At 46.2% G+C, this 12886-nt stretch carries 9 protein-coding genes; 3 read left to right on the top strand and 6 right to left on the bottom strand.

Features of this window, described 5'->3' with window-relative positions; genetic code table 11:
* Nucleotides 1-225 precede the first annotated feature (225 nt).
* Together BM607_RS14990 and BM607_RS14995 are read left to right on the top strand one after the other, a co-directional pair.
* Nucleotides 226-1110 (top strand): phospholipase A, encoded by an 885-nt coding sequence (locus BM607_RS14990; RefSeq protein WP_006082886.1) that lies wholly within the window; start codon nt 226-228, stop codon nt 1108-1110.
* A 193-nt stretch (nt 1111-1303) separates the two neighbouring features.
* A complete protein-coding gene (locus BM607_RS14995; RefSeq protein WP_071940115.1) occupies nt 1304-2860 on the top strand; it encodes a S41 family peptidase in 1557 nt (518 codons plus the stop codon).
* A gap of 88 nt (nt 2861-2948) precedes the next feature.
* Here BM607_RS14995 and BM607_RS15000 read toward each other — a convergent pair whose 3' ends face one another.
* From BM607_RS15000 to BM607_RS15025, 6 genes are all read right to left on the bottom strand, one after another.
* Complete coding sequence (locus BM607_RS15000) at nt 2949-4685, bottom strand: hypothetical protein (protein WP_071940114.1); 1737 nt, start codon at nt 4683-4685, stop codon at nt 2949-2951.
* 340 nt (nt 4686-5025) lie between these two features.
* Nucleotides 5026-5811, bottom strand: a complete 786-nt coding sequence (gene mtgA, locus BM607_RS15005) for a monofunctional biosynthetic peptidoglycan transglycosylase (RefSeq protein WP_006082890.1) — start codon at nt 5809-5811, stop codon at nt 5026-5028.
* 312 nt (nt 5812-6123) lie between these two features.
* The gene (locus BM607_RS15010) at nt 6124-6267 is read right to left on the bottom strand and encodes a hypothetical protein (protein WP_226059344.1); all 144 of its coding nucleotides are present in this window, start codon (nt 6265-6267) and stop codon (nt 6124-6126) included.
* Nucleotides 6268-6567: 300 nt separating this feature from the next.
* On the bottom strand, nt 6568-7350 hold the full coding sequence (locus tag BM607_RS15015; RefSeq protein ID WP_071940112.1) for a phosphoadenylyl-sulfate reductase: 783 nt from the start codon (nt 7348-7350) through the stop codon (nt 6568-6570).
* The gene (gene cysI / locus BM607_RS15020) at nt 7343-9040 is read right to left on the bottom strand and encodes an assimilatory sulfite reductase (NADPH) hemoprotein subunit (RefSeq protein WP_071940111.1); all 1698 of its coding nucleotides are present in this window, start codon (nt 9038-9040) and stop codon (nt 7343-7345) included. The genes BM607_RS15015 and cysI overlap by 8 nt, the downstream gene beginning before the upstream one ends.
* 99 nt (nt 9041-9139) lie before the next feature.
* Nucleotides 9140-10939 carry an assimilatory sulfite reductase (NADPH) flavoprotein subunit gene (locus BM607_RS15025; RefSeq protein ID WP_071940110.1) on the bottom strand — a complete coding sequence of 600 codons (1800 nt, stop codon included), beginning with the start codon at nt 10937-10939 and terminating at the stop codon, nt 9140-9142.
* Nucleotides 10940-11358: 419 nt separating this feature from the next.
* Here BM607_RS15025 and BM607_RS15030 point away from each other — a divergent pair, with 419 nt between their 5' ends.
* Nucleotides 11359-12885 carry a Re/Si-specific NAD(P)(+) transhydrogenase subunit alpha gene (locus BM607_RS15030; protein ID WP_006082895.1) on the top strand — a complete coding sequence of 509 codons (1527 nt, stop codon included), beginning with the start codon at nt 11359-11361 and terminating at the stop codon, nt 12883-12885.
* Nucleotide 12886 lies beyond the last annotated feature (1 nt).

Below are 12886 nucleotides of genomic sequence, written 5' to 3' on the forward strand. Positions count from 1 at the left end.
GAACACCGCTCAGCTAAGTGTGTGATTCTGGCACTATGTTATTGCCAAAAATTCTACCCAAACCAGCCCTAACAGGGCGAAAACCTCACTAACAAGATAAATTGTCACCAAATGACGCAGAATTTTTACATAACCATAAATTCACTTTCTAATGGTAAGCTGGGCATAACTATCTTTGTTGAGTACGACTGACAAATACACAAATAAGCACATCAAGGAGGGCCGATGAAACGACTTTATTCAGGTATTGCAATGGCTGGGCTATTAGCTTGTACGAGTATAAATGCCGAAGAATCATTAGTAGAAGGAAGAGTCAAAGATGAACTTGCCACGGCAGAACTGCCTTTTGTGATTACACCCCATAAAGTGAATTACATTTTACCTGCGACCTATAGCCCAGATCCCAACATGGCACCGTTCGCTGAAGATGCCCTCATCAATCCCTACACTTTGGATGAGTTCGAGGCTAAGTTTCAAATCAGTTTTAAATTCCCTATTTGGTACAATGTCTTTGGTGATAATGGTCATTTATTCTTTGCCTATACCAATCAATCCTATTGGCAGGTTTATAACAAAGACACCTCATCTCCGTTTCGTGAAACCAATCACGAGCCTGAAGTCTTTATGCTGTTTAATAACGATTGGAAAATCGGCAGTGTGACCAATTCCTTTTGGGGCGTTGGTGCTGTGCATCAATCGAATGGTAAATCAGGACCGCTTTCTCGCAGCTGGAATCGACTCTATGCCACTATGATTTTTGATGCCGGTCCACTCGCCTTCTCAACCAAAGTCTGGTGGCGTATTCCTGAGGATGAAAAAACAGATCCGCATCAAGCCCGCGGTGACGATAATCCCAATATTGATGACTACATAGGAAGAGCTGAGTTTATTGGTGTCTATGGTATCGATGAGCATAGATTCACCTTAACCCTTAAAACAAACCTAGAAGATATCGACAGAGGCTCAGCAGAACTAACCTGGAGTTATCCTATCGTCGGTAACTTACGCCTTTATACTCAATACTTTAATGGTTATGGCGAGAGCCTAATCGATTACAACTATCACAACCAACGTATTGGTATCGGGATTTCGCTCAACGATATTCTGTAGCAAATATAAAAGTGACATAGTACAAAAATCAGCCATAATTTGCTGCTAATCTACAAAACCTGCTGCTAAATTGCTCAGATGGACCTGAGTTTATGGCTCAGCGGGACGATTTACATTGATCCTAATGGCATTTAAGCCGATAGTCGCACACCTTTTTGTGCCCTGAAGCCGCGCCTTAACATCATGGAGGAATATGAGTTTTAGCTACCGCAGCATAGTCATGCTACTCAGTGTCATTATTTTCGCGAGCTTACTTAAGCTCGCGTTTTTTGCTGTGCCAAAAGATAACACTGCACCTATGCTTAATGCGCAAGAGGTACGCCAAGATCTCTATGCCTTATTGGATCAAATCGAGCAACACTCGGCGTTTTATGCGTTAACGCCCGATAAAGCCAGTCCGCAACTCAAGTATATGGCGAGCCTGATTGTCGAGCAGTATCAAGATATGACTCCCAATGACCGCTTTGCCGCTGAAATAACTAAACTGCTCAATAGCCTCAAAGATCCCGGCGCTCAAGTGCATGACTTCGATGATCAAAGCGGCGATCTCCCGTTAACCTTACGGCCACTCAACGACCAGTGGTTAGCCTTAGATAGCAGTAATAGTCCAATCAACAACGACTTTCCCTTTGTGACTCATATCGACGGTTTGCCCATGAGTAAATGGGTGGCGGCCAGCCAAGCCTATTTACCTGAGCCTGCAAAACAGAGCCAAGAAATGCAGTTACCTTGGCTGAAAAAACTGAACCTGCTGCGTGAAGACTTAGGGCTCAGCATCAAGCCCTATGTGCTCATTACGCTGATTAATGATGATCTGCAAAACCAGCAGGTGACTCTCGCCCTGCCAAGCCACGAACCGCAGGCGCAATTAGCGGCAAGTAATCAAGAAGATAAGACACAAGATATGAGTGTTTTAGAATTCATTAATCAGTTGTCTCAGTTTGAGCGCTCCGAATTTCAAGACGTTCCATATCAATTAGAGACGGTTAACAATACTACGGTCAAACTGAAAATCAGTGATCTGTACGCCTTTGAATTAAATAGAGATCTACAGCAAGAACTGCTCAAGGGCATGACGCATCCCCTACTGATCATTGACTTACGTGATGCTAGTGGTTTTAGCCCAAAGTTATTGACCCTATTATCGCGATATCAAGATGCTGATTTAAATAACACTTTAGCGCCGAATGTGATGGGATTTGCACACTATCGCCGCTCACCGGAACTGAGAAATGACTATCTACAGCCACTCAACTTTAAGCCTTTAGATACGCTCGAATACAGTGTTCCTCGACTAAAATCCCTCACCCGCAACTTACCCTCAGTCGATGAAGATAAATTCAGCTCTTGGTACGTTCGCACTAAACCTACGGTGACTCCTGAAGGGCGAAATCGCTTAGCGCTGCTCGTGAGCCCCAAATGCCGCCAAGAATGTGAGTGGATTGCCTATCGCACTAAATCTTGGTCTAGGGCGAATTTGATTGGTGAAAAAACCTCGGGTGACTTTGCTCGTCAGTACCATTTCAAACTGCCAAACAGTGGGTTAGACATAAGATTCAGTAGTTCGTTAACCTATGATGCCCAGGGAAAACTCTTGTCAGGTGCTGGGACTGAGCCCGATATTTGGCTCCCGCAAAACAGTGATATTCAATGGCAAGGACTAGTGAGTTTAGTGCGTTCGGCTAAGCCAAAAACTCAGCTCATTCAAACATCACAACCCACTAAGTTGGCTCAAGCTAAGCTGAATTAAATCAAAAAAAAGAGCCAGCAATCTGCTGGCTCATTTCAAACATTGATTCGTTAACTGATATCAGTTAGCTAAAGAATGGATTCTAGAATTATTTCTTTTCAGTCGCTTTAGAATTGACAACTGAACCTATAACCAAACCTTGCTTATTCACATCAAAGCTCATTTGAACTCGCATGTTGTAATCTTTAAGCATTTTCATTTCTTCAGGGATTGGCTCGCCGCTCATTTCTAACAACGTCAGCATTGGAGTGAACATCTTGCCGTAGTCAGCAGATAAGCTATACATGCCATTCGCAGACAGTTTCTCGCCCGCTAATTTGTTCGCCAAAGCCAAACCTTTGTCACCACTATACACCACTAAATGCTGACCTTTAATCGCGAGCATAGGCTTAATACCTAACTCAGGAGGTAACATCAATATGGGTGATAAATCAGTGGCATCGCCGTTATCGGCTAATTGCACTTCGGCCAACATAGGCGCGAAAGGTTTCACCATATTGAACAACATAGACGGGTTTTCGGCGCTGAGGCTCACTAACGCATCTAAGCTTTCTAACTTAGGCTCTTGATCTTGTGTGCTCATTTTAAAGTCGAGCAATGAAACGCTCATGCCTTTCACACCGTTCGCCATACCAGTGAACATGCCTAGCATAGCTGGGCTCTGTTGGCTCAACTCAGCTTGCAACTCGGCCAGTGGCGCACAGGTCAATTGCGGCTTTTGCAGATCATCCCAAATAGCCGTTAATGAAGGTGCAACTTCGTTGACATCTAAGCCTATGCCCATAGAGAAGATAGTGCTGTCGATATCCGCCAGATGTGCAGGAATAAAGCCACGCATCTTTTGCATGGCCGCAAGAATCGGTTGATTCTTAGTTTCGACCACAAATGAGACCGCCATATGGCTTTCTTTTTCTGTCACAGAAAACGCGGTTACCCCAGCAACTGAACGCGGCCAGTTAGCAGCAATGGCAGTTAATTCGGTGCGACATTCAGGTGTTCTAATTTGAGCTAATGAATCTTCACCAACGCTTTCATTAGCAAAAAACTTTGTCAATTGCTTAGATAACATATTGCTATCGGCTGAAGTCAACGCCTTCACGATTTCAACATGGTTAATAAAGCCGATGCTGTCTTCTTTAAAACCATGGGTCTTAATAATATCGTCTAGTATGCCAGAAGCAGCCAATGAGTGCGGTGCCTTCTTAATACCGAATGCCATTTCTAATAACTCTGGCTCGGTAATAGAGGTACTGAAAGTAATCGTTAAAATGCCATCTTTTTGGGCAAATAACAGTTCAACTTTCTCAGTTGAATTTTCATCCGATAATGCATAAGCGCGATAATCAACATCACCCACTTTACGCATTTCGTGGGTCACACCACTGTCTTTTTCGGCTTTATCTAATGCAGCCCAAAAAGCATCCGTCTGATTAACATCAATCTTAAATACAGGTAAAGCACCTAGAGTATAAAAATACGACTTAACTTCATCGGGAAAACCAAAAGTTTTCAACAGTAAAGCAGGCTCTTTAATGCCATCCATATACTGCTGATAAATGCTGATGAAGAACTTGCCCATAGGGCTATCCAGCTCACCGGATTCAGCAAGTGCATTACTTGGATATTGCTGATAATTTCCAGAAATAGACTGTAAATACGTTTTTAACGGGAAGGGTTTAAGCTGACCCGAAAAAATCGGCGTATCAGCAGGCACATAGTCGAGCAAAGGATTTGCAGAAGCACTAGAGCCAGTACCATTCTGCGTATACCAATAACCACCCGCACCAGCTGCAATAATTGCCGCGGCAATCACAATCTTTTTCATTTAAGAAACTCCATTTAATGACAATTCAATTTTATGAAATCAATACCTAAAGTAATCCCTAGGTATTTGAATATTTATCCGCTCTTACATATCCCTTACGCAGATAATGCAAAATCAGAAAACTAAGGTATAAATTTTGCCCGATAATTTAACATTAAACCGATACAGAAGCGAACAGGATAGGGAATCAAACCGTTAAAACGCATCAGCGTTAACCTTAATTCAACAGGGTTCCAATCTTATTTCAATTCAGTAATAAAAGATCTTTAGGTCGTCGACGATTAAACAAAGTGCCCAATGACACATAAATTCATCTGGGCCAAACTCACACGCCAGAACTTCATCCCGCTTCGTGGACTTTTTTAAGCGTGACATCACCTAACTGGCGCATTTGTTTGCGGATCCACGCGGAACGCTGCTGCACATAGGACGACGGAGGTGACACTTTATAACGCCAAGGATTGGGTAAGATGGCTGCGAGTAATGAGGCCTCATATTGGGTTAGTTTTGCCGCAGACTTTCCAAAATAATGCTTTGATGCCGCTTCGGCGCCGTAAATACCTGGGCCAAATTCGACGATATTTAAATACACTTCAAGGATGCGCGACTTATCCCAAGTCAGTTCCATCATTAAGGTAAACCAAGCTTCTAATCCCTTACGAAAGAAACTGCGGCTAGACCACATAAACAGGTTTTTCGCCGCCTGTTGACTTAAGGTGCTGGCTCCGCGAACTTTAGTGCCTTTCTGATTGTATTTCAGCGCCGAACTTATCGCGGCTAAATCGAATCCCGTATGCTCGGCAAAACGTTGATCTTCTGCGGCGATCACCGCCAATTGTAGCTCAGGAGAAATGTGCGCTAAATCGCGCCACTGATGCATGACTTCCCCCATAGGTGCGGGTGGAAATAAGGCGCGCTCAATCCGCCAGGTCCACATGGGTGGATTAACGAATCTGAGTAGAATAACCAATAAGATTGAGCAAATTAATGCCCATACTAATCCCTTGAATAGCCAAGACAATAAACGACGAAAGCCACGCTTACGCCTCTGAGGAGCAGGACTACTCGACTTATTGGCACTAGGACGCCTAACATGATCTCGCATCGCATATAAAGGGGCCGTCATTTACACCATCTCATCCGCGCACTCTCATCTCTCGTTTATGATATCCAGTCAAGCCAATCCATTAGGCATTCTTTGCAACACCCAAGGCTTATTAGAAAACCGCCTAAAGCGTTAAGGGAGTTGCGGGTCGATCATGCTACGACAATAGAGGAAACACCAAGGATATCTTACTCGAGAATCAAAGATAGGCAGAGAAATAACCACAATAACAAATCACTATTGAAGATGGCGAGGGCTTGACTTAACTTGACCTCGGCAGCTTTGACGACAGCTGACCGAGGTAATGATGGCTGATTAACGAGGGCTAGCAAGTCAATCAAACTGCTTGATACTCGCAGCTGCGAGTCCGGTTTTCAACGCTTTCACTGCATCCAGTCGAATGATATCAATACACAGCAAACCCAGCCCATAAATACCGATATACAACCACTTAACCTCGGAAAAGACATGAATCATGTCAATTTCACAGTAAAATCTCTCAAAACCATCTACGGGAACTTCAAAATATAGTTCAGGCTTAACCAATGTGCATAACTCTGTGAGTAAAAATGTACAACATTTTTATACTTTAAAGAGCCACTAACACTAACCCTATGAATATCAATATATCTCAGTGAAATGACGCTTAAATCACATCGATTCGCTTTATCGTCAATCCAGAGTATTAAATTCAACCAAAGATAAGACCTTTCTTACCGAGATAAAAAACGCCCCAATGGCAATTGAGGCGTTTAATACTTTAAATCAATAAGATAACTAGATATCGTAATGCAGGCCACACTCACGTTTCAGCCCATTAAAGCGAGTTTCTTCCTCTGTCATCCCTAATTCAAGTGGTTTACTCGAATGGGTATCACCAACAGAAACATAGCCTTGGTCCCAAAGTGGGTGGTACGGCAAGTCAAATTGAGTCAAATATAGGTGCACATCTTTATTCGACCACTCGATAATCGGCAGTAACTTAAAGCGAGTGCCATGAATCGCCAGTATCGGCAGCGCCTCACGGGTGCTGGCTTGGCTGCGTCTCAGCCCAGCAAACCAAGTGCCGACGTCAAGCTCGGCTAAGGCGCGTTGCATAGGCTCAACTTTGTTTAAACGGTTGTATTGCTCTAACCCGTCTAACCCTTGTTCCCACAACTTACCAAAACGTGCCTCTTGCCATGCGGCTGTCATCGGCGCTTGATATACTTTTACATTCAGTGATAAACGCTGTGTCAGCTCATCGATAAACTGATAGGTTTCAGGGAACAAATACCCTGTATCCGTGAGGATAACCGGAATATTCGCCTGTGCCTGGCTCACCATATGCAGCATCACTGCGGCTTGAATACCAAAGCTTGATGACAGTGCATGATTACCGGGCAAATAAGTTAAGCCCCATAACACTCGCTCTTGTGCGCTCAATCCGGCTAAGAACTGATTTATGCGCTCAAGCTCTATCGTTTGCTCGGCCTTGGGCGCACTCAATAGCGCCGTTAACTCGGCCGTGCTGACCACAGTCGGCACTGTATCACTGTTTTCTTGCTCAAGATCAGCCATGAAAATCCTTAGCGGCATCAATCACCGCCTTCACAACGCCCACACGGACGGTGAAGTTACCAAAGGTTTCGCCTGCATCACGCTCGACGGCGTAGCGGCCAAACAGGGTATCCAATTCGGCGAGAATTTCCGCCTCTTGGATATTTTCTCTGTGCATCTTGTTCAGACGAGTCCCTTCAAAGCTTGCGCCTAAGTACAAGTTGTAACGATCTGGCGCTTTGCCCACAAGGCCAATTTCAGCGGCAAATGGACGTGCACAACCGTTTGGACAACCCGTCATCCGCACCACAATCGCTTGCTCGCTGATGCCGTGTTTTGCCTGCAGCGCATCGATATGATCGATAAACTCAGGGAAGTAACGCTCAGCTTCCGCCATTGCTAATGGACACGTCGGCAAGGCCACACAGGCAATCGAATGACCGCGGGTTTGCGTCAACACTTGGCCCAGTAGTCCGTGTTTGCGGGCTAAGCCTTCAATCGTGGCTTTATCTTCTGCCGCGACACCTGCAATGATCATGTTTTGATTCGAGGTCATGCGGAAATCGCCTTTGTGGATCTTAGCTATTTCACGCAGTCCCGTTTGCAGGGTTTGGCCCGGTAAATCTTTAATGCGGCCGCTTTCGATAAATAAGGTTAAATGCCATTTACCATCAACACCTTCAACCCAACCATAACGATCGCCGCGATCGCCAATCACTACATCACGCTTAGGCTCAAACTTCACTCCAGCACGCAGTTCGACTTCGGCTTTAAATTTCTCATAGCCATGGTCGACGATAGTGTATTTAAGGCGTGAACGTTTACGGTTAACACGATTACCCCAGTCGCGTTGCACTGTCATGACAGCTTCGGCAAACTTCATCACGTCTTCAGTTTTGATAAAACCAAAGTCGTCAGCCAGACGTGGGAAGGTTTCAACTTCGCCATGGGTCGAGCCCATGCCGCCGCCCGCCGTTAAATTAAAGCCAACCAGCTCGCCGTTTTCAGCAACAGCAATAAAGCCTAAATCGTTAGTGTAAACGTCAACATCGTTATCGGGAGGAACCGCAACCGCCATTTTGAACTTACGTGGCAGATAAGTTTTGCCATACACAGGTTCAACGGTTTCATCTTCGGTTGAGAGTAACTTTTCTTCATCTAACCAAATTTCGGCATAGGCACGCGTGTGTGGCAGCAGATGATCTGACAGTTGTTTCGCCACCGCATAGGCCTGCTCATGCAGCTTCGATTCCACCGGATTAGGATTACACATCACGTTACGGTTAACGTCACCACAAGCGGCAATTGAATCCAGTGCTTCACGATCTAAGTCTTGAATAATGGTCTTCAAGTTACGCTTAGGAATACCGTGGTATTGGAAGGTTTGACGGGTCGTTAAACGAATGCTGTTTGAGCTGGTTAAGGTCGACGCAATTTTATCTACACCTAACCATTGCTGCGGTGAACAGATACCACCAGGTACACGAGCACGCAACATAAAGCTATATAGAGGCTCAAGTTTTTGCTCTTTACGTTCGTTACGTAAATCACGGTCATCTTGCTGATAGAAGCCGTGGAATTTGATCAACTGCTGATCGCCGTCACTGAAACTGCCGGTTACCGCAGAATCTAAGCCTTCTTTAATCGTACCGCGCAGGTAATCACTGTCGGTCTTTAGGTATTCGTTTAACGCTAACTTTTGCTCACTCATGGCAACTGCCTCTTCAAATTCGGTTCGCTGACTGCACAGGTCATCACGTGTGCAGCTTTGGCTATTCTTATGCGTTTCTTATATGCGCAACGGTTGAGATTAATACACGTCTTTTTGGTAACGCTTATCGCTGCGCAATGTTTCAAAATAGGCTTCGGCCGCTTCGGTATTCAAACCACCGACTTCGACAGCCACCTCAATCAAGGCTTGGTGAACATCTTTGGCCATACGTTCAGCATCACCACAAATGTACAGATGCGCGCCGTTTTGCAACCATTGCCACAGGGCTTGGCCTTGTTCTTTAATACGGTGCTGCACATAAACTTTATGGGCTTGATCGCGCGAGAACGCCACGTCGATACGGCTTAAATCGCCATTTTTCAAATACTGTTGCCACTCAGTTTGATACAAGAAATCCTGCTCAAAGTGTGGATTGCCGAAGAATAACCAGCTATCACCTTGGAGCCCTTGGGCCACGCGCTCCTGCATAAAGGCACGAAACGGCGCAACACCTGTGCCTGGGCCAACCATAATAACTGGTGTGTCTGGATTCTCGGGTAAACGGAAATGCTTGTTCGACTCAACATAAACCTTAACCTGAGTGCCTTCCTGCGCAGAGGCTAAGAAGTGTGACGCGCCGCCAAAACGGGCCGCGCCGTGACGCTCATCCTCCACTAACGCTACGGTTAAATGGACTTCGGTTTCCACTTCACTTTGGCTTGAGGCGATAGAGTAAAGTCTTGGGGTTAATGGGCGCAGTAACTCAAGCAATCTTGCCGCGCTTAACGTGACAGCGCTATTTGTTAACGGATACTGGGCGACTAAATCCGCAAATTGATGCTTAAGAATAAAATGACGAACTTGTTCTTTATCTTCGCTCAATGCCAGCAGTTCAGCGCTGCCGCTCAGTTCGGCCCACGCTTTGACTAATCCAGGATACAACTGAGTCAGCTCTTTCTTCTCAAGCAAAGCTTGCTTAAGGGTCAAAGATTCTGTGCCTAGGGTCACTAACTCATCGGCGGCCAACGACAGACCCACGAGGACTTCATCGACTAACACTTCATTATTGCTAAACCAAACACCGAGGGCATCGCCCGCTTGATAGCTTAAGCCTGAATCGCCAAGGTCAATTTCAACATGACGCACATCTCGGTCTGAACCGCGGCCGGTAATTTTTTGGCTCGCTAGCACTTCAGCGCTATAGGGGTTTTGCTTAGTAAACTCGCTTTCGCAAATCGTTTTAGCGGTACCGATAGATACCACACTGGCGAACGAGGTTTCGATAAGCGGCTTAACGGCCTCTAACACATCGGCGTGCCACTGACCGGCGGCGGCTTCATAGTCCACATCGCATTCAACTAAAGGTAACAATGACTTAGCACCCAGTAGCGCTAAACGAGTACTAAAGTCTTTACCGGTTTGGCAGAAGAATTCATAGCTTGAGTCCCCCAGCGCAAGCACTGAGTAATGTAGATTGTCTAACTTAGGCGCACGTTTAGATGCTAAAAACTTATGTAATTCAATCGCGTCATCCGGCGCTTCACCTTCACCATGGGTGCTGACCACCAGCAAGAGCACAGTTTCTTGTTTCAGTTGGCGAACATTGTATTCGCCCATTGAAGCCAGATTGACCGCATAACCTTGCGCCTGTGCTTTATCGGCGAGCGCTTTGGCGACACCACGGCCATTACCCGTTTGGCTGCCATAGAGAATCGTCACTGTTTGAGCAGTTTGCGCCTGCGCGGCGGGAGCTAGTTGGCCAGCATTGGCGGTGGCAGCAAGATAGCCACTCACCCAAGCCAGTTGCACAGCACTTAACTCTGAAGTGAGTTGTTTTAGCTTCTCGACTTGTCCTTGAGACAATGGCGAAGCCAGCGATGAAAGTTCTTTTAACAACATGAGACGGCCCTATGACAGTGTAATGTCCACAAGCTTATCGCGGTTTAAGAAAAGCAAAAAAGAATAAAATCGGATTTTTAATTCCATTTTGGAATATACAAAGTGCAAAATTTAAGCTACAAAAGTGTGCACTGGTTAAAAGTTTTTGATCCGACCAGTGCAGAAACGGCCTGCTTGAGAAATATGCACTTGTGCCAAGCTAAAGTATTGCCACAATGGTCATGAGCCTGTCGAACAGAAATTTCTGTTGCCCACAGAATAGTTTGTTTTTAAAACAAAAAGTGTCCATCCTAGATTGAATGCCCGAACTGACTCGAATCACCAGCCGAGTAATCGCTGGCGATGACAGATTTTGCAGTTGAGTACGATGAAGGAAGCACAGCAGGCGGAACGATTATATAAACCATCAGGGAGTAGTCATGCAGATTGGAATACCGAGAGAAAGTCTCGCCGGTGAAACTAGGGTCGCCGCGACTCCAGCCACCGTCGAGCAGCTTAAAAAACTCGGCTTTGAAGTTGTTATTGAGGCCAATGCGGGTCAACTGTCAAGTTTCGATGATGCAGCCTTTGAAGCTGCAGGCGCGAAGGTGACAACTGACGTTTGGCAAGCCGATCTGATTTTTAAGGTCAATGCGCCAAGCGACGCCGAAATCGAACAAATCAAAGACGGAGCAACTGTCGTCAGCTTTATTTGGCCCGCACAAAACCCTGAGCTGGTTGAGAAGTTATCTAAACGCAAGATCAACGTGATGGCGATGGACATGGTGCCACGCATCTCCCGTGCCCAGTCACTTGATGCCCTTTCCTCTATGGCCAACATTGGCGGTTATCGTGCCGTTGTTGAAGCCGCGCATCAATTTGGCCGTTTCTTTACCGGTCAAATTACCGCTGCCGGTAAAGTGCCGCCCGCTAAAGTGTTAGTGATTGGTGCTGGTGTGGCAGGTCTTGCTGCCATTGGTACTGCGGGTTCGCTTGGCGCCATAGTACGCGCCTTCGATACGCGCTTAGAAGTGGCCGAGCAAATCGAATCTATGGGCGGCCAGTTCCTTAAACTCGATTTTGGTAACGAAGAAGGTGGCTCATCCGATGGTTATGCTAAAACCATGTCGGATGAATTTATTGCTGCCGAAATGGCGCTGTTTGCTGAGCAAGCCAAAGAAGTCGATATCATCATCACTACTGCGCTGATCCCCGGCCGTCCTGCGCCTAAGCTCATCACCAAAGCTATGGTCGATAGCATGAAGAGCGGCTCAGTGATCGTCGATTTGGCCGCTGCAACTGGCGGTAACTGCGAATACACGCAATCGGGCGAGCTGTTTGTCACCCCGAACGGCGTAAAAGTGATTGGTTATACCGATCTACCCGGTCGTCTGCCCGCGCAATCGTCACAGCTTTACGGCACTAACTTAGTCAATCTGATGAAGTTAATGTGTAAAGAGAAAGACGGTACTGCCAGCATCAACTTCGATGATGTGGTCATGCGCAACATGACTGTGATTAAAGAAGGTGAAGTGACCTTCCCGCCACCACCGATTTCGGTTTCTGCGGCGCCAGCAAAACCAGCCGCGAAAATCGCGCCTAAAGACACCACCCCGAAAGCGCCATCTAAGCTCAAATACGTGCTCGCCGCCTTAGGCGTTGCCGGATTTGCAGCCGTGGCATCGGTTGCACCGCCAGAGTTTCTGTCCCATTTCACGGTATTCTTGCTGTCCTGCGTCGTGGGTTATTATGTGGTGTGGAACGTATCCCACTCACTGCATACGCCTTTGATGTCAGTCACTAACGCGATTTCGGGCATTATCGTGGTCGGCGCCCTACTGCAAATCGGTCAGGGTTCAACTTTGGTCACTGTACTGGCGTTTATCGCCGTGCTGATCGCCAGTATTAACATCTTCGGTGGCTTCACCGTCACTCAGCGCATGCTGAAGATGTTCCGTAAGGATTAAG

Origin of the sequence: Shewanella sp. SACH (genome assembly GCF_001887095.2) — a bacterium.
In the GTDB taxonomy this organism is placed as follows: domain Bacteria; phylum Pseudomonadota; class Gammaproteobacteria; order Enterobacterales; family Shewanellaceae; genus Shewanella; species Shewanella baltica.

Coding starts and splice junctions, on each gene's coding strand:
- BM607_RS14995 (WP_071940115.1), top strand. CDS start 1,304: ATGAGTTTTAGCTACCGCAGCATAGTCATGCTACTCAGTGTCATTATT.
- BM607_RS15000 (WP_071940114.1), bottom strand. CDS start 4,685: ATGAAAAAGATTGTGATTGCCGCGGCAATTATTGCAGCTGGTGCGGGT.
- mtgA (WP_006082890.1), bottom strand. CDS start 5,811: ATGACGGCCCCTTTATATGCGATGCGAGATCATGTTAGGCGTCCTAGT.
- BM607_RS15030 (WP_006082895.1), top strand. CDS start 11,359: ATGCAGATTGGAATACCGAGAGAAAGTCTCGCCGGTGAAACTAGGGTC.
- BM607_RS15015 (WP_071940112.1), bottom strand. CDS start 7,350: ATGGCTGATCTTGAGCAAGAAAACAGTGATACAGTGCCGACTGTGGTC.
- BM607_RS15025 (WP_071940110.1), bottom strand. CDS start 10,939: ATGTTGTTAAAAGAACTTTCATCGCTGGCTTCGCCATTGTCTCAAGGA.
- BM607_RS14990 (WP_006082886.1), top strand. CDS start 226: ATGAAACGACTTTATTCAGGTATTGCAATGGCTGGGCTATTAGCTTGT.
- BM607_RS15010 (WP_226059344.1), bottom strand. CDS start 6,267: ATGATTCATGTCTTTTCCGAGGTTAAGTGGTTGTATATCGGTATTTAT.
- cysI (WP_071940111.1), bottom strand. CDS start 9,040: ATGAGTGAGCAAAAGTTAGCGTTAAACGAATACCTAAAGACCGACAGT.